This window comes from Mycolicibacterium sp. SMGY-1XX (genome assembly GCF_059132455.1).
In genome coordinates, this window is the sequence record NZ_CP101139.1 from 3,965,029 (window position 1) to 3,988,089 (window position 23,061).

At 67.1% G+C, this 23,061-nt stretch carries 21 protein-coding genes and 1 pseudogene; 9 read left to right on the forward strand and 13 right to left on the reverse strand.

From position 1 onward, the window contains the following. The first annotated feature begins 42 nt into the window (after positions 1-42). Both NL241_RS19190 and NL241_RS19195 read left to right on the forward strand, forming a co-directional pair. Entirely contained in the window at positions 43-1,932 is a 1,890-nt protein-coding gene (locus tag NL241_RS19190; protein ID WP_487695137.1) for an ABC transporter ATP-binding protein/permease, read from the forward strand. Between the two features lie 42 nt (positions 1,933-1,974). Beyond that, positions 1,975-3,888, forward strand: coding sequence for an ABC transporter ATP-binding protein/permease (locus NL241_RS19195; protein ID WP_494394731.1), 1,914 nt, complete (start codon positions 1,975-1,977; stop codon positions 3,886-3,888). Positions 3,889-3,904: 16 nt separating this feature from the next. On the opposite strand, the gene NL241_RS19200 is transcribed toward NL241_RS19195, so the two are convergent. The 5 genes from NL241_RS19200 to NL241_RS19220 are packed head-to-tail and all read right to left on the reverse strand — an operon-like array spanning position 3,905 to position 7,667. After that, positions 3,905-5,395: an FAD-binding protein gene (locus tag NL241_RS19200; RefSeq protein WP_494394732.1), complete on the reverse strand. Its 1,491-nt coding sequence runs from the start codon at positions 5,393-5,395 to the stop codon at positions 3,905-3,907. Beyond that, positions 5,392-5,895: a VOC family protein gene (locus NL241_RS19205; protein WP_494394733.1), complete on the reverse strand. Its 504-nt coding sequence runs from the start codon at positions 5,893-5,895 to the stop codon at positions 5,392-5,394. Before NL241_RS19205 ends, NL241_RS19200 begins: the two co-directional genes overlap by 4 nt. A 45-nt stretch (positions 5,896-5,940) precedes the next feature. Continuing rightward, positions 5,941-6,588, reverse strand: a complete 648-nt coding sequence (locus NL241_RS19210) for an SRPBCC family protein (protein ID WP_487695188.1) — start codon at positions 6,586-6,588, stop codon at positions 5,941-5,943. Then, positions 6,585-6,938: an ArsR/SmtB family transcription factor gene (locus tag NL241_RS19215; protein WP_494394734.1), complete on the reverse strand. Its 354-nt coding sequence runs from the start codon at positions 6,936-6,938 to the stop codon at positions 6,585-6,587. Before NL241_RS19215 ends, NL241_RS19210 begins: the two co-directional genes overlap by 4 nt. Positions 6,939-6,980: 42 nt before the next feature. Further along, entirely contained in the window at positions 6,981-7,667 is a 687-nt protein-coding gene (locus NL241_RS19220) for a TetR/AcrR family transcriptional regulator (protein ID WP_494394735.1), read from the reverse strand. A 110-nt stretch (positions 7,668-7,777) separates the two neighbouring features. Between NL241_RS19220 and NL241_RS19225 the strand changes: the two genes are divergently transcribed. Continuing rightward, positions 7,778-8,215, forward strand: coding sequence for a nitroreductase/quinone reductase family protein (locus NL241_RS19225; protein ID WP_494394736.1), 438 nt, complete (start codon positions 7,778-7,780; stop codon positions 8,213-8,215). Here the strand turns inward: NL241_RS19225 and NL241_RS19230 are convergent. From NL241_RS19230 to NL241_RS19240, 3 genes are all read right to left on the reverse strand, one after another. After that, positions 8,212-8,910 (reverse strand): Rv1815 family serine proteinase, encoded by a 699-nt coding sequence (locus NL241_RS19230; protein ID WP_494394737.1) that lies wholly within the window; start codon positions 8,908-8,910, stop codon positions 8,212-8,214. The genes NL241_RS19225 and NL241_RS19230 overlap by 4 nt on opposite strands. A gap of 232 nt (positions 8,911-9,142) precedes the next feature. Beyond that, positions 9,143-10,549 carry an NAD(P)/FAD-dependent oxidoreductase gene (locus NL241_RS19235; protein ID WP_487695127.1) on the reverse strand — a complete coding sequence of 469 codons (1,407 nt, stop codon included), beginning with the start codon at positions 10,547-10,549 and terminating at the stop codon, positions 9,143-9,145. Positions 10,550-10,558: 9 nt separating this feature from the next. Beyond that, complete coding sequence (locus tag NL241_RS19240; RefSeq protein ID WP_494394738.1) at positions 10,559-11,488, reverse strand: sterol desaturase family protein; 930 nt, start codon at positions 11,486-11,488, stop codon at positions 10,559-10,561. 61 nt (positions 11,489-11,549) lie between these two features. Between NL241_RS19240 and NL241_RS19245 the strand changes: the two genes are divergently transcribed. Further along, entirely contained in the window at positions 11,550-12,761 is a 1,212-nt protein-coding gene (locus tag NL241_RS19245) for an NAD(P)/FAD-dependent oxidoreductase (protein ID WP_494394739.1), read from the forward strand. On the opposite strand, the gene NL241_RS19250 is transcribed toward NL241_RS19245, so the two are convergent. After that, complete coding sequence (locus NL241_RS19250) at positions 12,748-14,286, reverse strand: carboxylesterase/lipase family protein (protein WP_494394740.1); 1,539 nt, start codon at positions 14,284-14,286, stop codon at positions 12,748-12,750. The genes NL241_RS19245 and NL241_RS19250 overlap by 14 nt on opposite strands. A 98-nt stretch (positions 14,287-14,384) precedes the next feature. On the opposite strand from NL241_RS19250, the gene NL241_RS19255 reads away from it, so the two are divergent. Then, positions 14,385-14,732, forward strand: coding sequence for a DMT family transporter (locus NL241_RS19255; protein WP_487695120.1), 348 nt, complete (start codon positions 14,385-14,387; stop codon positions 14,730-14,732). Next, a complete protein-coding gene (locus NL241_RS19260; protein ID WP_487695119.1) occupies positions 14,732-15,055 on the forward strand; it encodes a DMT family transporter in 324 nt (107 codons plus the stop codon). The genes NL241_RS19255 and NL241_RS19260 overlap by 1 nt, the downstream gene beginning before the upstream one ends. Here NL241_RS19260 and NL241_RS19265 read toward each other — a convergent pair. Beyond that, a complete protein-coding gene (locus NL241_RS19265; RefSeq protein ID WP_487695118.1) occupies positions 15,044-16,231 on the reverse strand; it encodes an MFS transporter in 1,188 nt (395 codons plus the stop codon). The two genes, NL241_RS19260 and NL241_RS19265, sit on opposite strands and share 12 nt — an antisense overlap. Before the next feature lie 98 nt (positions 16,232-16,329). On the opposite strand from NL241_RS19265, the gene malQ reads away from it, so the two are divergent. Beyond that, the gene (malQ, locus tag NL241_RS19270; protein WP_494394741.1) at positions 16,330-18,495 is read left to right on the forward strand and encodes a 4-alpha-glucanotransferase; all 2,166 of its coding nucleotides are present in this window, start codon (positions 16,330-16,332) and stop codon (positions 18,493-18,495) included. Positions 18,496-18,798: 303 nt separating this feature from the next. Beyond that, positions 18,799-20,021, forward strand: a pseudogene (locus tag NL241_RS19275) (HNH endonuclease signature motif containing protein). A 65-nt stretch (positions 20,022-20,086) separates the two neighbouring features. Here NL241_RS19275 and NL241_RS19280 read toward each other — a convergent pair. Next, the gene (locus NL241_RS19280; protein ID WP_494394742.1) at positions 20,087-20,965 is read right to left on the reverse strand and encodes a LysR family transcriptional regulator; all 879 of its coding nucleotides are present in this window, start codon (positions 20,963-20,965) and stop codon (positions 20,087-20,089) included. A 102-nt stretch (positions 20,966-21,067) separates the two neighbouring features. On the opposite strand from NL241_RS19280, the gene NL241_RS19285 reads away from it, so the two are divergent. Next, a complete protein-coding gene (locus NL241_RS19285) occupies positions 21,068-21,424 on the forward strand; it encodes a YybH family protein (RefSeq protein ID WP_487695113.1) in 357 nt (118 codons plus the stop codon). A gap of 3 nt (positions 21,425-21,427) precedes the next feature. On the opposite strand, the gene NL241_RS19290 is transcribed toward NL241_RS19285, so the two are convergent. After that, on the reverse strand, positions 21,428-22,465 hold the full coding sequence (locus NL241_RS19290; protein WP_494394743.1) for an isopenicillin N synthase family dioxygenase: 1,038 nt from the start codon (positions 22,463-22,465) through the stop codon (positions 21,428-21,430). Then, on the reverse strand, positions 22,462-23,052 hold the full coding sequence (locus NL241_RS19295; RefSeq protein ID WP_494394744.1) for a hypothetical protein: 591 nt from the start codon (positions 23,050-23,052) through the stop codon (positions 22,462-22,464). Before NL241_RS19295 ends, NL241_RS19290 begins: the two co-directional genes overlap by 4 nt. Positions 23,053-23,061: the final 9 nt, after the last annotated feature.

Sequence of the window (23,061 nt, forward strand, 5' to 3'; positions counted from 1 at the left end):
AGTCGGTCGGCGTCGGGTGACGCCCCAGCACCCGGGAGTCATATGTTCGAGCAGTCGATCGACTGGAGCAGCCAGATCGGCGAATCGCTGTGGTGGATCACGTGGGTGTTCGCGGTGACGGCAGCGGTATCGCTGGCCATCGTGGCCGCGCTACTGCGGTTCACCACCTGGGGACGGCAGTTCTGGCGAGTCACCGGTGCCTACTTCAAGGGCCGCCAGAGCCTGCCGGTGTGGGGCCTGTTCGCCGTTCTGCTGCTGTCGGTGGTCGCCTCGGTGCGCCTCGATGTGCTGTTGAGCTACTTCTACAACGACCAGACCACGGCGCTACAGGTGGCGTTCCAGGGCGAGGACGAGGCGGCCAGGCAGTCCGGGCAGGACGGCTTCTGGACGGCGATGAAGATGTTCGTCCTGCTGGCCACTGTCCACGTGGTGCGCACCATGCTCGACATCTACCTGATGCAGCGCTTCATCATCCGCTGGCGGGTCTGGCTGACGGATCGGCTCACCGGCGACTGGCTGGACCACCGCTCCTATTACCGCTGCCGCTTCATCGACGAGACCATCGACAACCCGGACCAGCGCATCCAGCAGGACATCGACATCTTCACCACCGGGGTGGGTACCACGCCCAACGTCCCGCAATACGGCACCGGCTCGGTACTGCTGTTCGGCGCCATCAGCTCGATCCTGTCGGTTGCCTCCTTCGGGCCGATCCTGTGGGGACTGGCCGGGCCGGTCGAACTGCTCGGCATCACCATTCCCAAGGCGCTGTTCTGGATCGCCATCGCCTACGTTCTGGTCGCCACCGCCGTGGCGTTCTGGATCGGCCGGCCCCTGATCCGGCTGAGCTTCATCAACGAGGCCCGCAATGCGGCGTTCCGCTACGCGCTGGTGCGGCTGCGGGACATGGCCGAGTCCGTCGGGTTCTACCGTGGCGAGCGCGCCGAGCGCGTCCAGCTGCACGGCCGGTTCGCCGGGGTGATCGACAACTACCGCCACTACGTGCGCCGCACCATCGGTTTCACCGGCTGGAACCTGTCAGCCAGCCAGGCCGCGGTGCCGCTGTCACTGGTGGTCCAGGCGCCCCGGATGTTCGACGGGGAGATCACCTACGGCGATGTCACCCAGTCCGGTAGCGCCACCGGGGCGATCCTCGACGGGCTGTCGTTCTTCCGCAACGCCTACGACCAGTTCGCCAGCTTCCAGGCCGCCATCATCCGCCTCGACGGGCTGGTGCAGTCCAACGAGCAGGCCCGGCACCTGCCCGAGCTCACCACCGCCGACACCACCGACGGCGCGGTGGAGTTGGACAACGTGGAGGTCCGCACCCCCACCGGAGACATCCTGATCCGCCCGGTCGATCTGCGCCTGGAGCCGGGCCAGGGGCTGGTGGTCACCGGTGTGTCCGGATCGGGAAAGACGACCCTGCTGCGCTGTCTGGGCCAGTTGTGGCCGTTCACCACCGGCACCCTGCGCCGCCCGGGCGGGGCGAACCAGACCATGTTCCTCTCGCAGGTGCCGTACATACCCCTGGGCGATCTGCATGCGGTGGTCTCCTACCCCTCCTGCCCCGGTGAGATCCCCGACGCCGAACTGCAGCGCGCACTGGTCAAGGTCCAGCTGCCACACCTGACACACCGGCTCGGTGAGGTACGCGACTGGGTGAAGGTGCTTTCCCCGGGTGAGCAGCAACGCATCGCGTTCGCGCGGGTGCTGCTGACCAAGCCGAAAGCGGTGTTCCTCGACGAGGCCACCTCGGCGCTGGATGAGGGCATGGAGTATGTGATGTATTCGACCCTGCGCCAGGAGCTTCCGGATCTGATCATGGTCAGCGTGAGCCATCGCCCCAGCGTCGAACAGCATCACGAGCAGGAGCTGCGCCTGCTCGGCGGTGGCGAGTGGCGGCTGGATCAACTCGCGAACTCTGGCTAGCGGTTCCCGACGCACCGGGGTCTGACGCGGTACTTTGCCCCGGTGGAGATGTTCGTCCCGACGCTGGACTGGAGCAACGAGCTGTGGGCGTCGCTGTGGTGGATCGCACGAGCGTGGGCGATCGCGGCCGTGGCCACCCTCGCCGGCTTGTTCCTGATCGTCAAGTTCACCGAGTGGGGTAAGCAGTTCTGGCGGGTCACCCGCGGCTATTTCGTCGGCCGCGACAGTGTGATCGTCTGGGTGTGGCTCGCGGGCCTACTGCTGTCGGTGATGGTCAGTGTTCGACTGTCGGTGCTGTTCAGCTACGTGGGCAGCGATCAGACGACGAGCTTCCAGGTCATCGCCGCCGGGTTGGGCTCCGGAGACGAAGCGGTGCGACAGTCTGGTGGCAGCGGCTTCTGGTTGTCGTTCTGGGCCTTTGCGGTGCTGGCGACAATCTCGGTTGCACAGACCATGCTCGATCTCTACCTGGCCCAACGGTTCATGCTGCGGTGGCGGGCCTGGCTCACCGGACAGCTCACCGACAACTGGCTGGAGGGCAAGGCCTATTACCGGGCGCGCTTCATCGACGACACCATCGACAACCCGGATCAGCGTATTCAGGCCGATATCGACATCTTCACCGCCGGCGTCAACTCTCAACCGAACAAGCCGAACAACACGTCGGAGACCACGCTGCTGTTTGGCGCCGTCTCCTCGATCGCGTCGATGATCTCGTTCACCGCCATCCTGTGGAACCTGTCCGGACCGGTGACCTTGCCACTCGTCGGATACACGCTGCCGAAGGCGATCTTCTGGATCGGCATCGCATACATCGTGTTCGCGACAGTCGTCTCGTTCTGGATCGGTCGGCCGATCATCCGGTTGTCGTTCGACAACGAGAAGTTCAACGCCGTCTTCCGCTACGCCTTGGTCCGTTTACGGGATGCGTCCGAAGCGGTGGCGTTCTACCGCGGTGAGTTTGCCGAGCGCACGGGGTTGCGGCGGAGGTTTGCGCCCGTTGTCACGAACTACAAGAAGTACGTCAACCGAATGACGGGGTTCTACGGCTGGAACGTCTCCATCACCCAGGCGCAGGAGCTCATACCGCTGCTGGTTCAGTTCAAGCGGTTCTATGACGGAGAGATCGCCCTCGGTGCGCTGTATCAAACTGCAAGCTCGTTCCGTGCACTCACAACGGGCCTGTCGTTCTTCCGTAACGCCTACGACGACTTCGCCGGCTACCGCGCGGCGATCATCCGTCTGCACGGCCTGGTGGTCGCCAATGACGAAGGTCGCGAACTGCCGACGCTGACGGTCGAGCCCAGCTCCGGAAACCGGGTCGAACTGGCCGATGTCGAGGTGCGCAAACCGGACGGCACCCAGCTGATCAACCCCATTGATCTCGAGCTCACGGCCGGGGACACCCTGGCCATCACGGGCGTGTCCGGCACCGGCAAGACCACGTTGTTGCGCAGTCTCGCCCAGCTGTGGCCCTTCACCAGCGGCACATTGCGCTGCCCCACCGGAACCAACGAGACGATGTTCCTGTCGCAGATGCCGTATGTGCCGCTCGGCGATCTGCGGGAGGTGTTGTCCTATCCCCGCCGCGGCGGCGACATCCCCGACGACGAGCTGGCCGCCATGTTGAACAAGGTGGCCCTGCCGCATCTGGCCGCGAGACTCGGCGAGGAGCAGGACTGGGCCAAGGTGCTCTCCCCCGGCGAGCAGCAGCGGGTGGCGTTCGCGCGGGTGCTGCTGACCAAGCCGAAGGCGGTGTTCGTCGACGAGGCCACCTCGGCGCTCGATGTCGGCCTGGAGACCATGCTGTATCAGATGGTGCGCGATGACCTGCCCGACACGATCCTGGTCAGCGTTGCGCATCGCGGCACCGTGATCAGCCATCACGACCAGGAGCTGGCCCTGCTCGGTAGCGGTGAGTGGCGGCTGGCACCGGTGGGCGCCCGGCAGGACTAGCGACGGGTTGTCACCTTCAGTGCGCGCCTGACTGTCTGGCGGCGTGCGCCCCCGCCCGTCGGCCGAAGAAAGACCCCTCGCCCAGCTGGGTGCCACTGGCGTAGCCCTTGCCGTCCTGGGCGATGTTCGACGCGCATGCGCCGGCGGCGTACAAGCCGGGCACCGCGCTGCCGTCGGCGCGCAGCACCTCACCGTCGATGGACACTTTCAACCCACCCATGGTGAAGCCGGAGTACATCGCGACGCCCAGCGACAGGTCGAACGCCGCCCACGGGCCGTTGTCCTGTGCGGCAAGGTAATCCGGCTGTTTGTGGAAATCGGGGTCGACGCCCTCGGCCGCGTTGGCGTTGTAGCGCTCCAGCGTCGCGGCGAGCTTGCCCGCGGGGATGCCGAGCGCGGATTCCATCTCCGCGACCGTTTCCCAGCCGTCGATGAATTTGATCAGAGGCATCTCGGGCATCTGCATGTGGGCTTCGTCGACGATGAGATAGGCCGTCTGGTTGGGCTGTTCGAGCACGAACGCCGAGGTGCGTGAGTGGTAGGAGTCCTCGGCCACGAACCGCCGGCCGTCGGCGTTGACGATGACGCCGGTGAGCAGGATCTCGGGCGGATACGCCGCCGCAGTGATGAACAGCTGATCGAGATTGAGGGCGACACCGCCGGCCGAGACCCCCAACCCGATGCCGAGTCCGTCGTCGTTCGGGTTGCCCAGGATGTACGGCGCCACCATCCCGTGGTGCTTGGTTTTGCGTTCCTGGCCGAGGGCGGGGGTGTACTCGGCCACCATCTCGGCGTTCATCGCGAAACCCCCGGCGGCGATGATCACCGAGTTCGCCTTGACCTCGCCGGTGTCACCGAAGTGCTTCCAGCGCACGCCGACGACGCCGCCCCCGGAGTCGGTGACCAAAGCGGTGGCCCCGGTTTCGTACCGGATCTGCACGCCGAGCTCGGCGGCGCGTTTGAGCAGCAGGTCGATCACCATCGCCGCGCCACCCAGTTCGCCGGGAACCGGCACCGAGTGCCCACGCGGCGCAGGCGTGGCCTGCTCGCAGAACGGCCACACCTTCTCGTTACCGGTGTAGGACAACCCTTCGGTGCCCGGCGGGACGACGACCTTGCCCGGGTAATAGCTTCGTTCGAACTGGAAGCCGAGATTCTCCAGCCAGTCGAAATGCTCGACACTGCCGTCGCAGTAGGCGCGGATCTTGTCGAGTTCCGGCTCGCGGGACTGCGACACCAGGTACTTGTACATCTCCTCGGGCGAATCCTGGTGCCCGGTGGCCTGTTGCACCGCGGTACCGCCGCCGAGGTAGAAGTGACCACCCGCCATCGACGTGGTGCCGCCGGCCGCGGCCGCCTTCTCCAGTACCAGAACGCGGGCGCCTGCCGCGGCGGCGCTGACCGCGGCACAGCCGCCGGCGATTCCGAATCCGAGGACCACGACGTCGGTTTCGTCGGTCCAGTCGGCATCGGCGTCGTTCAGGACGGGCGGGATCTCGATGCTCATTGCTGCTCCTGCTTGATGTAGTCGAAGAACGCCCTGATCTCGTCGGGAATGAGCGCGATCTCGAGGTACGGCACGCCGGCCCGGGGGTCGGAGACATAGGCGAAGCGCATTCCGCCGGGCATGGTGCCCTGGGCGGCGATCTCGGCACCGTGCGCGGTGGCGTTGGCCAGCGCCGCGTCGAAGCCCGCCTGGTCGACCGCGTCGATGCAGATGTGATGCAGCCCGGCTCCGCGTTCGCGCAGGAAGTCGCTGTAGACGTTGGCGCCGCCGCGCACCGGCTCGATGAGTTCGAGCTGCATGTCGCCCAGATAGCTCAGCGAGATGCTGGCGACGAAGTCAGCGGGGCGGCCGCGGTAGGTGTTGGTGTCCGGGCCGAAGTGCACGTCGGGAATCCGCACCCACGTCCGGACGCCCAGCAGGTTGGTCAGCGCCGCCTCGGTGGCGTCGAGGTCCGGCGTCACCCAGGCGATCTGGACAGCGGTCTGGACAGGTGCACTCATCAAGAAAGCACATTAGCCCAGCAGAGGCGGGAATTGAAACACGTTCTAGTTCTGCGGGGGCGGATCCCCCCGGTAGAACGCAATGGTGTTGTCTGCGGCGCGCCGCGCCACCTCCGCCGACTCACCGGAGGCGGTGTGCGCGGCGTACCAGCCCTCGCCGGCGGCGCGGATGTACTCGCGGCCATCGCCCGTGGTGGCCCATTCCTCCTCCTTGAACTCCTGCGGCACGGGCCTGCCGGTCTCCAGGTGGATCGCCAGGCCCAGAAGCGCCAGATCCCAACCGACGCCCACCGCCCCGGGGCCGTACTGCGGCCACATGTCGTCGTCCACAAAGGCGATGTGATCGAGCTGCATGCGGGTCTGTTCAGGCCCCTCGGCGATGATCTGGAGCTCGATCCAGCTGACGCCGCCGCCGAATTCCCATGTGGCGGTGAAGGTCTTGGGCGGGTCGCAGGTGAGCACCGTGCCCGAGGCATTTCCCTCCACCTGGTACGTGCCACCGAGTTCCAGGTCGCCGCGCACGGGCGCGAACCACCGCGGGAGCCGCTCGGGGTTGGTGCAGGCATCCCACAGATCCTCGACATCGGTGGGATAGCTGCGGCTCAGCGTCACCACATGCGCTTCACCGGCCTCGAGTGTGCGGCCGCCCACGGTACGCGCGACGGCATTGACGTGATGGCTGACGTCCATCAGTGGTCTCCTTGATCCTCGGTTGACGTGCGCTTGTCCCGTTTGCCGCGGGCGATCTCGGTGGACAGTGCATCCAGGCGCGGTGCCCAGAACTTGCGGAAACCGTCCAGCCACTCGTCGATGTCACGCAGCTTCGCGGGCTCGACCGCGTAGAGCCTGCGCTGCCCGTCCGGTCGCACCGACGCGAAACCGTTGTCGCGCAGCACTTTCAGGTGCTGCGACACCGCGGGCTGGCTGATACCGAATTCCGCCCGGACGACGCCCGCGATGGCCCCGGCGGACTGCTCACCGTCGGCGAGCAGTTCGAGTATCCGGCGCCGTACCGCGTCACCGAGTACGTCGAACGCGTGCACACCCCGAGATTAAAGCTTTCACTTATATAAGTCAATGCTGAATCATTGGCGACCGCCCACCACCTCGAGCAGCAGGCGGACCTGCAGATCGAACAACGCCCGGGGATCACTGATGGTCTCGGCTCCGTACTGACCGAACACCTCGAGGCTGATCGCACCCACCAGGCCCGCCCACAGGGTCACACACGCCGTCACCACCGCGTCGTCGCCACCGAAGCCGAATTCAGCACGCAGACCGTCGAAGTCTCGCGAAAGCCGTTTCCCCACAGACACTTTCGAGGCAGTGATATCGCCATCCCCGATACCGGCGTCGACGGCGGCGAACAGCGCGGCCACCACCCGGGTGCCCGGGCCGACGGTCCGGTCGGCCGGCGCCTGATAGCCGGGCACCGGGCTGCCGTAGAGCAGCGCCCAACTGGCGGGTGAGGCGACGGCCCAGGCCCGGGCGGCGTGCGCGGCCGCGAGTACCTGATCGCGCCATCCTCCACCGGCCCCGGCCTGAGTCTGCACGACGGCATCGGCGAGGTCCGTGTAGGCGTCGATCAGCAGCAGGGTCAGCAACTCGTCGCGGCTGGCGACATAGCGGTACACCGCCGAGGACACCATGCCGAGCTCGCGGGCAATGGCCCGCAACGACAGGCCGGCTGCCCCCTCGGTCACCAGATGGCGACGGCCCAGCTCGATGATCTGCGCCTCGATGCGGTCGCGTGACTCCTGGCGTTTACCCACCGCACCAGTGTCGCACGAAACGAGAGCATTGCTCTTGAATTGAGCGCCCAACCGTGCCACCCTGATGAGAGAGCAGTGCTCTTGAATTTCGATCCGACAGAGGAGAACCGATGACTACCCGCTATGACGAACCCAATTTGATTGCCCGCACCGGCAATTCGCTGATCCGCTGGCTCGCCGAGGCCGGCATCAGCCTGGCCGGCACGCAGGTGTTGCGGGTTCGCGGCCGCAAGACCGGAGTCACCCGCTCGGTGGTGATCAACTTGATGACCGTCGACGGCGTCGACTACCTGGTGTCACCGCGAGGCAACACCCAATGGGCGCGCAACGCCAGGGCGGCCGGGCAGGTGAGCCTGGGCCCGCGGTGGCGTTCCCGCACCGTTTCGCTGTCCGAAGTGGCGGACGACGCCAAACCGCCACTGCTGAAGCACTACCTCGATCGATGGTTCTGGGAGGTCAAGACCCATATCGGCGGATTGACGCCGGAGTCGGGTCCCGAGCAGATGCGCGCGGTGGCGCCGTCGATTCCCGTGTTCGCGCTGTCCTAGGGAGCGGGAGTCTGCGCCGAGGCGGCGGTCACGACGCCACCGATTCCGGCGCGCACGATATCGCCGGTGGCCTGCCACGACACCGCCGCGGGCAAGGTGCCCCACGTGCTGTTGAACAGTCCGATCACGACGGCGCGGTCACCTTCGTAGACATACACCGGGCCGCCGGAATCACCCTTCTGGCTCACCACCCCGTTGGTCATGGTGAACCAGCCGTTGTTGACGCGTTCGACGGTGCCGCAGCTCTCGCCGGTGATGATGCCGAAGTGGCAGACGGGCTCACCAAGGGCGGCGACCCGGCCGGGAACCGACTCCAACGGCTTGCCGCCGGGCAGGACGTTGTTCACGGTCACGTTGTCGGCCAGCACGATCGCCTGATAGTCGGTGATCACCTGATCGGTGGTGACGACGGCGCCGTTGGGGGTGTTGTCCTCGAACATCGCGACATTGCCGATCACCTGGCCATTGCGATCGGTGACCGGGCCGTCGGCGTGGCAATGGCCCGCCGAGAACGCGATCCGCATGGCGGGATCCACGTAGCCGAGGGTGCAGCGGTTGACCCCCTGCAGGATCTCCATGCCGGGGAACACCATCGGTCCGGGCTGCGCAGCGGCGGCCGGAGACACGAACACCGCGACAAACGCCGCGGCCAGCACGGTCAGAACCCAGCGGACCGGTGAGGTGCTGCGACGCATCGGGTGCTCCGATCAGATCCGGGCCGGCTCCGCGAACGGAGCCCGCCTGCCGTTACGAGACTCACCATGCGTATCGGCAGCACCATCGCAAACCGTTACCGAATCTCCACAAAGTCAAGTACCCATTCGGCGTGTCGGACATTCCAGATCGATATCGATGCAGACCAGAGAGGGTTCCGCGCGGAACCGGGCCCCGCGCCGGGACAGTTACGGCGGGGTCACGGGCGGTAGCTCAGGAGTCGAAACCGAGCCCCAGTGCATCCAGGGTCTTCAGCAAGACGTTGCGCCGGCCGGCGCTGTGGTCGGCGCGATCCAACGACCACCGGGTGGCCTGGATCCCGACACTGGCCAACGGCTCCGGCGGGAACGGCAGCGGCTTTTTACGCACCATCTCCAACCGGGTACGCCGAGTCGGCGTGCCGTCGAGGAGATCAAGGCAGACATCCGCGGCGAAGCGGGTGGCACCCACGCCCAGTCCGGTGAACCCGTTGACGTAGGCCACCCGGCCGCCGTGTGCGGTACCCCAGTGCGCGCAGAACCGGGTGTTGGTGTCGATGGCACCGGCCCAGCGGTGGCTGAACCGGACCTCCTCCAGCGTGGGGAAGGTCAGGAAGAAGTGCGCGGCCAACCGGCGGTAGGTCGCGTCGCGGTCCTCGTAGGCGGGGTCGACGCGGCGGCCGAAGTGGTAGATCGCGTCGTACCCGCCGAACACGATCCGGTTGTCCGCGGACAACCGGTAGTAGTGGAACTGGTTGGCCGAGTCACCGATGCCCTGGCGGCCGCGCCACCCGACGCGGTCCAGCTGGTCCTGGCTCAGCGGCTCGGTGGCCAGCACGTAGTCGTAAACCGGCACGGTGTAGAGCCGGTTGCGCTTGACCAGGCTCGGAAAGACGTTGGTGGCCAACACCACTCGATCGGCACTGATCTCCCCGCCCGGGGTGGTGACGGTGCACCCGTTGGGACCCGAGGACAGCGCCCGCGCCGGGGTGTGCTCGAAGATCGAGACGCCGGCCTCGGTGCACGCACGCGCCAGTTCGAGGGCGAGTTTGGCCGGATGCACGATGGCGCAGGTGTCGGGCTCGAACAGCGCGGCCAGATAGGTCGGCGAATTGACCTGTGCCCGAATGGCTTCGCGGTCGAGGAAGCTGCCATGCCCGTCGGCGGCGGATTCGCGCAGCCATTCCACCTGGTGTGGTTCGGTGGCAACGGCCAGCATGCCGGTGCGCTCCCAGTCCACGTCCAGGCCGAGGGTGTTGATATCGGACTGCATCCCGTCGAGGTTCTCCAAACCCAGTGCATCGAGTTCGTCGAGCTCGTCGGGCCAGCGGTTGCGCCCGTTCTCGGCGCCGTGGGTCAGGCTGGCCTCGACGAAACCCCCGTTGCGTCCCGACGCCGCCCAGCCCACGCGTTCGGTGTCGATCACCGCGATCCGGGTGCCCGGGTTGCGCTGTGCGGCGTGCAGCGCGGTCCACAGTCCGGTGTAACCCGCACCGACCACCAGCAGGTCACACCGCAGCGGGGCCGACAGTCGCGGGTACTCCTGGCGCGGGATGTCGAGCCACATCGACCCGAATTCGGCGCCCGCCAGGGAACGGTTGATCAGGGCGGGGTCGACATGACGATCGAAGACGGTTTCCACGGATGAAGATTACTCAGAGGTGCTCAGCTGTCGGGCCGAGACCGGCGCGGCGGCTCGCGTCGGCTGCCATCCGGGTGGGCCGAAGATGTAGCCCAACCGGTCGCGGAACCGTTCGGCACTCTTCACATCACGGCCGATCGCCACGTACTCGCGGGTCTGCAGGGTCCAGATGTTGAACGTGTTGACGGGCTTGGTCAGCCCATAGTGCGGGCGGAACAGCTCGTCTTGGTAGCTACCGAAGATCCTGTCCCAGATGATGAAGATGCCGCCGTAGTTCTTGTCCAGGTACTCGGGATCCATACCGTGGTGCACCCGGTGATGCGAGGGGGTGTTGAACACGAATTCGAAAGGCGCCCACATCTTGTCGATGCGTTCGGTGTGCACCCAGAACTGGTAGATCAGGTTCAGCGAGAAGCTGGCGAACACCATCCAGGGCGGCACCCCCAGCAACGGTAGCGGCACCCACATCAGGATCTCGCCGCTGTTGTTCCACTTCTGCCGCAGCGCCGTGGCGAAATTGAAGTACTCGCTGGAGTGGTGCGCCTGATGCGTGGCCCAGATGATGCGGACGCGATGGGCGATCCGGTGGTAGGCGTAGAACAGCAGGTCCACACCGACGAGCGCGATCACCCACGTGTACCAGGCCGTCGACGGCAGCTGCCACGGAGCGACGTAGGCGTACAACGCGGCGTACCCGAGCAGGGCCAGGAACTTCCAGCCCGCCGTGGTCGCCACCGACACCAGCCCCATCGAGATGCTGGCCCAGGCGTCTTTCCGGGCGTAGGCGCCCGTACCCGGCCGATCGTCCTCCAGGTGCTCGAGTTTGCGTGCCGCGGTCCATTCGAGGATCAGCAGCAACAGGAAGAACGGCACGGCGAACAGCACCGGGTCACGCATCTGCGGCGGCAACACTGCCAGCGCATCGGACAACACCTGCACGCCGCGAGTGTAACGCCACTGTTAGACACGTGTCAGTAGCGCGGTGCACTAGTTTCACCCCATGCGACAGGTGCTCGTCATCGGAGCGGGTTTCGCCGGGTTGTGGGCGGCACTCGGCGCGGCACTGCGGATCGACGAACTGGGCGCGACGTCATCGGTGCAGGTCACCGTCCTGAGTTCACAACCGTTTCACGACATCCGGGTTCGTAACTACGAGGCCGACCTCCGCGATTGCCGCATCCCACTGTCGGCGGTGCTGGACCCGGTGGGCGTCGGCCACGTCGCCGCCACCGTCACCGGCATCGATGTCGACGCCCACACCGTGGCGACCCTGGATGCCACCGTCCGCTACGACCGGTTGGTGATCGCGACCGGCAGCCACGTCGTCAAACCCGATATCCCGGGACTGGCCGAGTTCGGCTTCGACGTCGACACCTATGACGCCGCAATGCGTCTGGACGCGCACCTGGCCGCGTTGGCATCCCGGGAACCGGGCCCGGTGCGGGACACCGTCGTGGTGGTCGGTGCCGGGTTGACCGGGATCGAAACCGCCTGCGAACTCCCCCGCCGCTTGGCCGCACGGTTCGGGACGGGTGCGCAGGTGGTGCTGGTGGACCGTAATCGGCACGTCGGCTCCGACATGGGACCGCACGCGCGACCGGTGATCGAAGCGGCATTGGCGCAGTGCGGGGTGCAGGTGCGGACGGCCAGTTCGGTGGCGGCCGTCGACGCCGAGTCGGTCACCTTGAGCAGCGGCGAGGTGATCGCGGCCGCCACCGTGGTGTGGTGCGCCGGAATGCGGGCCGGTGACCTCACAGCCCAGCTCCGGGTGCCACGTGATCGGTTGGGCCGCTTGCCTGTTGACGATTTTCTCCGGGTCTCGGGTGTCGTCGATGTGTTCGCCGCCGGCGATGCCGCGGCGGCCCGGATGGACGACGAACACATGTCGGTGATGTCCTGCCAGCACGGTCGCCCGATGGGCCGCTACGCCGGTCACAACGTGGTCTCCGACCTGCTCGGCGCTCCACTGCTGCCGCTGCGGATCCCGTGGTACGTCACGGTGCTCGATCTGGGACCCGCCGGGGCGGTGTACACCGAAGGCTGGGACCGGCAGGTGGTCGCCACGGGAGCGGCCGCCAAGGACACCAAGACGACGATCAACACCGCACGGATCTACCCGCCGCGCGACGGCAACGCCGCTGCGCTGTTGGCCGCTGCCGCACCGCACCTGCAGGCACCGCCCGGTTACGGCGCCCCGCTCAGCGGAAGCTGAGGATCTCGTCACCCCAGGCGGCCCGGATACCGCGGTCCACGTCGTCGACCACCTCGTCGTGCTGGTCGATCACCAGGGTGCTGCGCCGGCCGGTGGTGTAGGCCGGCCACTCCGGGTCCGTCCCGGGGGTGCGGTCGTGGGCAAACGACACCCATCGGTCCTGGATCCGCTCCGAGACCGCGGTCCCCGCTTTCAGACCGCCCAGCTTGAACGTGATGTCCTTCGGTCCCATCACGAGATTGCCCCAGACATACGGCAATTCGGTGGCATGCGCGGCGCCCAGGCGCAACAGCCGCAGCATCGGCGTGGTCCAGTCGAAACGGTACAGATGTACCGGAGCGGAGGCGCTGTGACCTTCGGCGAACCACACCGTCGGCATCCGGAACCCGACATCACGCGCGACGTGCAGGCCCAGGGCCCGAGTGCGGATACCGGAGTAGGCCGAGCCGATCTCTGCCTCCGACGGCAGCTGTAGACCCGGCTGCTCGGCGGCGATCTCGTCGAACATCGCCCGGATGGTCTTCGGCGCGATCGGCATCAACGGCGAACGCATCCACCGGAACAGCGCCGCCTCGTCCTTGTTGGTGCCGATCAGCAGCGGCACCGGATGCGAGCGCCCTTCCCTGGCCAGCTTGACCGGGTAGTCCGGCACCAGGTCGCTGTCCATGGTCGGGGCGAACGCCAGTGTGCCGGGCGTGGTGGACGGCACGTGATCGAATACGTAGGCCGACGCTTCCACCAGCGCTTCCATCGGCAACGTGCGGGCCTCGTCGGCCGATACACCCAACCAGTCGAGCACCGACTGGGCCACGGTGTGCGCGCGTGCGCTGCTGTACACCGACGTCGCGGGCGAACTCTGCGCGATGGCGCGGTGGAACAACCCTTCCGCGGCCGGAGCGGTCAACAACGTGGTGACGATGCCGGCACCTGCGGACTCCCCGAACAGCGTCACCCGCTGCGGGTCACCCCCGAACGCCGCGATGTTGTCGCGCACCCATTCCAGCGCGCGCAGTACGTCGCGCAAACCCAGGTTGGTGTCGAAGCGCTCCGGACCGTTGAATCCGGACAGGTCGAGAAAACCGAAGGCACCCATCCGGTAGTTCAGGGTGACCACCACCACGTCACCGCGTGAGGCCATCACCCGCCCGTCGTAGAGCGGCTGGCTGCTCGCGCCGAAGATGTAGGCGCCGCCGTGCACCCACACCATCACCGGTTTCGCCGCACCGGGCTCCGCGCCCGACGGTGCCCAGACGTTGAGGAACAGGCAGTCCTCGGCAACGTGGGTGCCGGGGCCGAGCGGGATCGGGCTCTTGGGCTGCGGGCTGATGGACCCGAAGCTCAGGGCGTCGGCGACCTCGGTCCACGGCTCGGGCGGCTGGGGCGCACGCCAGCGCAGGTCGCCCTCTGGGGGCGCGGCGTACCTGATGCCTTTCCAGACCTTGACCTGGCCGTCATCGGCGCCGCGCACGGGGCCGGAATCGGTGTCGACTATCGCATCGGTGGGGGCGGGACGAACCGCAGTCACAGCTACCTCCTTGTCAGCCTCGACTCTGTCCAACGTACTGGTCGGTAACAATGATCCTGATCGGGTGGAGATCACAGCGGCAGATAGCCTTGGCGCCCGTGCGGAAATGGGTCCTGCTGGCCGGGGCGATCTCGACGGAAGTGGTGGCGACGCTGTCGTTGCGGGCGTTTCAGGACAACCCGGCCTGGCTGGGGGTCGTCGTCCCCGGATATGTCGCGTCGTTCGTGTTGTTGACGTTCGTGCTGCGGGCCGGGATGCCCATCGGCGTCGCGTACGGGATCTGGGGTGCGTCGGGCACCGCTTTGACGGCAGCGCTGGCCGCCGTGGTGTTCGATGACCCGTTCACCGTGCCCATCATCGTGGGTATCGGGTTCATCGTCATCGGGGTGCTGCTGGTCGAATTCGGTTCGCATCGGGCCGAATCCGGGGCGGGCACAGCCCAGTGATGTGGGCGGCGCTGGCCGGTGCGATCGTGCTCGAGGTGGCGGCGACGCTCGGGCTGCGGGCCTCCGACGGGTTCCGCAAGAAAGCTTGGCTGGCACCGGTGATCCTCGGCTACGTGGCCTCGTTCTCGATGCTGTCGTGGTCGTTGTCACTGGGTATGCCGGTGGGCATCGCGTACGGCGTGTGGTCGGCCTGCGGGGTCGCGCTCGTCGCGGTCATCGCCCGCTACCTGTTTGCCGAACCGTTGACCTGGGTGATGGCTGTGGGTATCGGTTTCATCATCGCCGGGGTGCTGACCATTGAGGTCATCGGTTCAGCCCATTGACCTCCTGGGGGCCAGCACCCCCGCCGCCAGCATGATGACCAGCCCGGCGACCGGGACGATGAGCAGCCCGACCCGCAGACTCGTCGCGTCGGCCACGGCGCCCACCAGAGGCGGCGTGCCCAGAAAACCGACCCGCATCAGCCAGGTGACCACGGTCAGCCCGGTGCTCGGCGGAAGCCCTCGGACATTGTCTGCGGCGTGGAAGGCCGCGGGAATGACCGTGGCCACCCCCAGTCCCGCGACGGCGAAACCGGCGATGGTGGCGGGCACACTGGGCAACGCCAGCGCCAGGCCCATCCCGACCGCGGCGAGCAATCCCCCGGCCCGCGCGACGGTGCGTTCGCCGAACCGGTCGACCAGTCGGTCCCCGAAGATCCGGCCGACGAACTGGGCCGCCACCAATGCGATGAAACCGAAACCGGCGACGGCTCCCGGTGCGCCGAGGCTGTCGTGCAGGTACAGCGTCGCCCAGGATTGGCCCGCGTCCTCGACGGCCGCGCCTGCGATGGCCAGCACCGCCAGCCCCACCAGCACGCCGTAGACGACCACGCGACGTTGCTGGCCGGCGTCGGCGGCGACCCGGGCGGCGGCGGCCGGTGAGTCGTCGTGGTCGGGACCGGGTAGCAGGTACTTGAGGCTGATCAGGCACATGGCCCCGAACAGCACCCCCGAGATCGCCAACTGGGTGCCGATGCCCAACCCGATCGCAATGGCAGCCGAACCCATCACACCGCCCAGTACCGCCCCGACCGACCACAGGGCATGTAACGAGTTGATGATCGAGCGCCCGTAGACCCGCTGGACCCGCAACGCGTGGGCGTTCTGCGCGACATCCGTCAGCGAGTCTGCGGCGCCGGCGACAAACAGCGCCAGCGCAAACGCCCACGCCACCGGCGCCATCCCGGCGAGTGCGGTGAACAGCGCGATCACCAGGCTGCTCAGTACCGCCAGCCGCGCGGAGGTGAAGCGGCGGATCAGGGCAGCCGCAGCCAGACCGGACAGGAGGGCGCCCGCGGGAAACGCCGCCACCGACAGCCCGAACACGGTGTTCGTGGTGCCCAGCGCGGCCTTGATCTCCGGATACCGCGGCAGCAGATTGGTGAAGATCGCCCCGTTGGTGAGGAACAACACCGACACCGCGAGGCGGGCGTTTCGGTCAGCGGGTGCAGGAGCCACGTGGAACCATTGTGCTGCAACGCCGCGCCCGGCTGAGCAAGGCACACCCGGTGCCGATGGCCGGGCCCCCGAGCTGTTGTCAGAGTGGATCGACCAGGATGGGGAACGTGACTGAGGTGGATGCCGGACTCGTCGAACTCGCGACCCGTTTCGGTGTCGCCACGTCCTATACGGACTGGACCGGGCGCACGGTGGACGTCGGCGAAGAGACTCTGGTCGCGGTGCTCGGTGCGCTCGGTGTCGAGGTGGGCACCGGAGAGCAGCGCAGCGGCGCCTTGGCCGCGCAGGACCGCGCGTATTGGTCGAAGACGTTGCCGTCGACCATCATCGGTAAAGCCGGTACCGAGCCCACGTTCTGGGCGCACGTCACCCATGGCGCCGACGCGCATGTCTGGGTACGGCTCGAGGACGGCACCGTCGCCACCGGGGTCCGCCAGCTCGACAACTTCACTCCCCCGTACGACCTCGACGGCCGGTTGATCGGCGAGGCGACCTTCGCCCTGCCGTCGGACCTGCCGCTGGGATATCACCGGGTGCATCTGCGATCCGGCGATGTCGAGTCCAGCACCGCGCTGATCGTCACGCCGTCATGGCTGGGATTGCCTGCGCGCATGGGCAATCGGCGGGTGTGGGGTCTGGCCACTCAGCTCTACAGCGTGCGGTCCAAGCGTTCGTGGGGGGTGGGCGATCTGACCGATCTGACCGACCTGGCCGTCTGGTCGGGCGCTCAGCACGGCGCCGGCTATGTCCTGGTCAACCCCCTGCACGCGGCCGAGCCCACCACTCCGATGGAGCCGTCGCCGTATCTGCCCACCTCCCGGCGCTTCGTCAATCCGCTCTACCTGCGGGTGGAAGCCGTCCCCGAATACGCCGATCTCGTCAGACGCAGCAAGGTGCGTGAGCTGCGCGACGACGTTCAGAAGCGGGCCCGCAAGGTCGACGCCATCGACCGCGACGCATCATGGGCGGCGAAACGCAAGGCGCTCAAACTGATTCACAAGGTCGAACGTTCCGCGGGACGCGAACTGGCCTACCAGGCGTACCTGGCCCGGGAAGGCAAGGCGCTCGACGACTTCGCCACCTGGTGCGTGCTCGCCGAACGCCACGGCGCCGACTGGCACCGGTGGCCCGACGAGCTGCAGCATCCGGATTCCCCCGATGTTGCGGCCTTCGCCGAAAAGCACGCAAGCGCAGTTGATTTCCACCGGTGGTTGCAGTGGCAGCTCGACGAGCAGCTCGCTGGTGCACAGTCGGCGGCCGTGCGTGTCGGGATGCCGCTGGGCATCATGGCCGATCTGGCGGTGGGGGTGCACCCCAATGGCGCGGACTCCTGGGCGCTGCAGGACATCCTGGCGCGCGGTGTCACCGCGGGCGCACCACCGGACGAGTACAACCAACTCGGACAGGACTGGTCGCAGCCACCCTGGCGGCCTGATCAGCTCGAGGAGCAGGAGTACTTGCCGTTCCGTGCGTTGATCCAGGCCGTGCTACGACATGCGGGCGGGGTGCGTATCGACCACATCATCGGCCTGTTCCGGTTGTGGTGGATACCGGAGGGCGCATTGCCCACCGAGGGCACCTACGTGCGCTACGACCACGAGGCCATGATCGGCATCGTGGCGCTGGAGGCGCAGCGCGCCGACGCCGTGGTGGTCGGTGAGGACCTCGGAACCGTCGAGCCATGGGTGCGTGATTACCTGCGTGAGCGCGGGCTGCTCGGGACCTCGATCCTGTTGTTCGAACTCGACCGTGACGGCTCCGGCGGTCCGCTGCCGGCCGAGCGGTGGCGTGAGTACTGCTTGTCGTCGGTGACCACGCACGACCTGCCCCCGACGGCGGGCTATCTGGCGGGCGACCATGTGCGCCTTCGCGATTCACTGGGGCTGCTGACCCGGCCGGTGGCCGAGGAGTTGGCCGCAGACGAGCAGGAGAACGCCGCCTGGATCGCCGAACTGCAACGTGTCGGCCTGCTGCCGGGCGGGCCCGGTACCGATGCGGCCGAGATCACCGCCGAACAGACCATCCTCGCGCTGTACCGCTACCTGGGCCGGACGCCCTCGAGAATGCTCTCGGTGGCGCTCACCGACGCGGTGGGTGACCGTCGCACCCAGAACCAGCCGGGCACCGTTGACGAGTACCCGAATTGGCGTGTGCCGTTGACCGATTCGCAGGGCAAGCCGATGCTGCTCGAAAAGGTGTTCACCGATCCGCGCGCCGCGGCGCTCAGCGAAGCCATGCACGCGATCACCAAGCCGCACACCTGAGCGTCGTCGAGTTCCACCTGAGGGTCGTTGTCGAGCGCCCATCACAACCCTCACGAGGAACTCGGCGTCGCTTTAAATCCCTTGTGCCACTTCAGTATCAAGCGCCTCGAAGTGGGGTTTCGTGTCGGTGGCTGGGTCTAGCTTCAGGGTATGGGTACTTCAGCGATCGCCGACACGGAGGCGATGCTGGCTGCCCAGACCCAGATCGAAGTGTTGACCGCGCAGATGAACTCGTTGTCGATCGATGCGTTCACTCCGCTGGAGTTGTTGGAGCTGATGCAGCGCCGCGAAACCGTCACCTGGATGCAGCCCACGCTGGATCACAAGGTGTATCAACGGCTGAGGGCGGAATGCGCGCCGAAACAGTTGGGGGCGACCAGCTTCAACAAGGTCCTGGCCGCCCGGTTGCGGATCAGCGAGGGCGAGGCCGCCCGCCGCCTCACGTCGGCCGCACTTTGGGCCCGCGGACCGCACTCACCGGCGGACCGTTGGAGCCGGCGTTGCCGAACATCGCCGCCGCCCAAGCCCACGGCCTGATCGGCCCCGAACACGTAGCCAAGGTCAAAACGTTCTTCAAAAAACTCCCGGCATCGGTGGACTTCTCGGCCCGTGAAGCCGCCGAAGCCGACCTGGCCCGCCACGCCTCGACCCTGGATGTCGACGGCTTCACCGAAGTCGCCGACCGACTGAAATACCTCCTCAACCAGGACGGCGAGTACAGCGATGTCGACCGCCAAGCCGGCCGGTATTTCACCATCGGCAAGCAGGACGCCGACGGCAACGTGCCGGTGCACGGCAGGCTGACCCCGGAATGCGCGGCCACCCTGCACGCCGCGCACGCCAAACTGGCCGCCCCAGGCATGTGCAACCCCGCCGACGAAACACCCCAGGTCGACGGCGAACCCGATCCGGAGCGCGCCCGCACCGACGCCCGCACCCAAGGCCAACGCAATCACGATGCGCTGCTGGCAATGGGCCGGGCGCTGCTGGCCTCCGGTGACCTCGGCCACCACAACGGCCTGCCCGTCACCATCATCGTCAAAGCGACTCTGACCGACCTCGAGAAAGGGGTGGGCCACGGCCTGACCGCCGACGGCACGTTGATCCCGATGCCCGAGGTCATCCGGATGGCCTCCCACGCCTACCACTACCTCGCACTGTTTGACGGCAAAGGGGTGCCGTTGCACCTGGGACGGGCCCGCCGGACCGCCTCCCGCGGACAGCGGATCATGCTGCTGGCCCAACACGGTGGCTGCACCATGCCCGGATGCACCGCTTGCGGGTACCGCTGCCAGGTCCATCACGCCAACCGCGATTGGAAAGACGGCGGCGACACCACTATCGAAGACCTCACTCTGGCCTGCGGGCCGGATAACCGGATGGTGGAAACCACCGGCTGGACCACCCGAAACCGGCCTGAGGACGGCATCACCGAATGGATCCCGCCCCCGGAACTCGACTGCGGCCAAACCCGCATCAACGTCTATCACCACCCCGACCGGATCCTCGCCCCCGACGATCCCTAACCCGAGGGCGACCTCAAAGCCGGCCGCCGACAACACACGTCAGCGGCCGGCACGAAGATTCCTGCTCAACGTTCGAAGGCGGCCGCCAGCCGCGGCACGAATGCCCGCACCGCGGGACTCGGCGTAAAAGACCACACCACGGCCAGGACAGCGGGCACCGGATTGCCACGCAGCACCACCACCGACAACCGGTCGGTGTACTCGCGCGCCATCGATTCCGAGAGCACACCGATGCCCACACCTCGGGCACTGAGATCGGCGACGGCATCACCGGCACTGGCTTCGACGGCAACCTGGGCAGCGAAACCCGCGTGCTGGAAACCGATTTCTAAAGTCGCGCGCACACCGGTGCCCACCGGCATCGACACCAGCGACTCCTCGGCCAGCGTGGCGTAGTCCACGTTCTTGCGCCTGGCCAGCGGGTGCCCGGCCGGCACCAGTGCGGCCAGCGGTTCGCTGATGATGGTCATCGACTGCAGCGTGGCCGGCGGCGCTCCAGCCGTGCCGACGATCGCCACATCGAGGTTGCCGGCTTCGACCTCGGCGAGCATGGACTCTGAATCATTCTCGCGCATCGCGAGTTTCACACCGGGATGAGCATGCCGATAGGCTTCGACGGCGGTGAACAGCGGGGTGATGGTGCAGCCGGTCACCATTCCGATGGACAGGGTGCCGCGCAGAACGCCCGCCACGTCGTCGACCGCAGTCCGCACCGCGGCGGTGGCCGCCAGCGCCGCTTTCGCCGGTTCCAACGCCGCCTTGCCCGCGGCGGTCAGCCTGGCCACGCGGCTGGACCGGTCGAACAGCGGTTGACCGAGTTCGGACTCGAGCGCTTTGATCTGTGCGCTGACACCGGACTGGCTGATGTGCACCCGCGCGGCGGCACGGGTGAAGTTGGCTTCTTCCGCGACTGCGACGAAGTACTCCAGCTGCCTCAGCTCCATAACCAGAAATTCTAGCTTCGAGAAGAACTATCTGTTGGACTTCTGAACATGACCGGACGAACGTGGAGGGTGCCCGAGCAAGGACACAGAAAGGACACCCCAATGCGACCGAAAGCCCAGCGCCCCGAAGACCTGACCAGGCTGTTCGTCGAGTTCTCCAACGCCGGGGACGCCGAAGGAGTGGCACAACTCTACGAAGAGGACGCGGTGCTGGCCTATCCGCCCGGCAGCCAGACCGTCGGCCGCGCCGCGATCCAGGAACTGTGGCAGAAAGTGCTCGACCAGCGCCCGCGCTTCGAGCAGGAGGAGCCGTTGCCGACGCTGGTCATCGGCGATATCGCTTTGACCTCGACGCCGCCACGCGACGGTGCCGGCGCCCGCGCCCAGGTGGTCCGGCGCCAGCCCGACGGAACCTGGTTGCGGATCCTGGACCAGCCGGAGTTCGTCTCGACGCGGTGAGTGTCAGTGGTGCGCCTGCAGCGCCTGCTGCCCGAAGGAGTTCACGCCCAGGGACCCTTCGGGCAGCACCAGCTCACCGCTGTCGATCCGGGCCCGCAGATACGCGAACGTCTGCGCGGTCTGGGCGAACAGGTGCTCCCCCGCCCGCAGCGGCGGACGCGGCACCGCGTCGTCGGCGACGAACTGCGGCAACGGTTTCACCTCGGTGTCGTAGTCGACGTTGAAGAACAGCGGGAACGAGTAGCGCTCCTCTTTGACCTTGCGCACCCGGTGACTGGTCGCGATGAACGCCCCGTTGGTCCACAACTCGAGCATGTCGCCGATGTTGACCACGAAGGTCCCGGGGATCGGCGGAACGTCGATCCACTCGCCTGCCCCGTTGAGCACCTCCAGTCCGGGCGCCGTCGGCTTGAGCAGGGTGAAGCATTCGTAGTCGCTGTGTGCACCGATGCCCTGCGCATCCTCGGCGCCGGGGTTGTACGGATAGTGCACCAACCGCAACTGGCTGGGCGTCTTGGTGGCGTGCTGGGTGAACGTGTCGGGGTCCTCACCGAGTGCCACCGCGAAGGCCCACAACAGTTTCTGTCCCACGGCCAGAACCGCGGTGTAGTAGGCGGTCACCGCGTCGGCGAAGCCCGGCAGGTCGGGCCAGGTGTTGGGGCCCAGCATCGGATTGCCCGCCAGGTAGTCCGGATCATCGGCGGGCAGATCCAGCGCCGTGTCGAACGCCTCTTTGAGGTCCGGCTTGTCTCCGCTGAGTCCCTCTTCTCCGGTGGGCACATATCCGCGGTGGCACCGCGACAGCCCGATGTAGGAACGCATCTTCTCCTCGAGCGGCAGCGCGAAGAACTTTTTGGTGGCCGCCAGCAGCGCGTCGAACAGGGCATCGTCGATGGCGGCGCCGCGGATGTAGAAGAACCCGACCTCGCGTGCGGCGCGGCCGAGTTCTGCGGCCACCGAGTCACGCACCGCCCGATCGCCCGAGTACAAGCCGCTGATGTCGATGACTGGAACTTCGGTGAACGATGTTGCGCTGTTCACGTTTTCACCTCTCCTTCGCTGTTTGTGACCGTCCACTGCCCGCCTCCGGTGACGGTCAGTTCATGTGTGTGCAGCCGCGGCGAGAGGTCAACTCCGTCGCGGGTACTGTCCGAGGAATCCGTGATGAGCCACCGGTCGCCGCTGACGGTGCCCAGCGAGATCTCTGCGCCGCCGGCGGTGCGGGTGGCCCAACCGAAGAGCTCACCCGCGCGCAGCAGCAAGGCCTGACTGTTGTCGGGGCCGGCGAGGGTGAGCGCCCCGCACGGACCCGCCACCGGTTCGAGCACCCAGTGTTCGACGTAATCGGCGTGCACACCGGTCTCCACCAGAACGTCACCGTCCCAGTGCATCCGGCCCGCGTCGGGAGTGTGCTGCGGCGAGAGACCGGTGAACCGGCGCCATTCGAACACGTCACCGTCCTGGAACAGCCAGCCCGCAAACCCGTCCCAGGCCCCGGGTTCAGCGGGGCGGCGCAGGTCGACGAACGCGCTGAGACCCTGCAGCCACCGCACGTCGGTGGTGGTGTCCCGACTGCCGTCGGCGTCGATCAACAGGGTCCGGCGCCACAGACCCACACACTCCGACATCCGGACGGG

Coding starts and splice junctions, on each gene's coding strand:
- NL241_RS19200 (WP_494394732.1), bottom strand. CDS start 5,395: ATGAGCATCGAGATCCCGCCCGTCCTGAACGACGCCGATGCCGACTGG.
- NL241_RS19225 (WP_494394736.1), top strand. CDS start 7,778: ATGACTACCCGCTATGACGAACCCAATTTGATTGCCCGCACCGGCAAT.
- NL241_RS19245 (WP_494394739.1), top strand. CDS start 11,550: ATGCGACAGGTGCTCGTCATCGGAGCGGGTTTCGCCGGGTTGTGGGCG.
- NL241_RS19190 (WP_487695137.1), top strand. CDS start 43: ATGTTCGAGCAGTCGATCGACTGGAGCAGCCAGATCGGCGAATCGCTG.
- NL241_RS19295 (WP_494394744.1), bottom strand. CDS start 23,052: ATGTCGGAGTGTGTGGGTCTGTGGCGCCGGACCCTGTTGATCGACGCC.
- NL241_RS19285 (WP_487695113.1), top strand. CDS start 21,068: ATGCGACCGAAAGCCCAGCGCCCCGAAGACCTGACCAGGCTGTTCGTC.
- NL241_RS19230 (WP_494394737.1), bottom strand. CDS start 8,910: ATGCGTCGCAGCACCTCACCGGTCCGCTGGGTTCTGACCGTGCTGGCC.
- NL241_RS19260 (WP_487695119.1), top strand. CDS start 14,732: ATGTGGGCGGCGCTGGCCGGTGCGATCGTGCTCGAGGTGGCGGCGACG.
- NL241_RS19280 (WP_494394742.1), bottom strand. CDS start 20,965: ATGGAGCTGAGGCAGCTGGAGTACTTCGTCGCAGTCGCGGAAGAAGCC.
- malQ (WP_494394741.1), top strand. CDS start 16,330: ATGGGGAACGTGACTGAGGTGGATGCCGGACTCGTCGAACTCGCGACC.
- NL241_RS19205 (WP_494394733.1), bottom strand. CDS start 5,895: ATGAGTGCACCTGTCCAGACCGCTGTCCAGATCGCCTGGGTGACGCCG.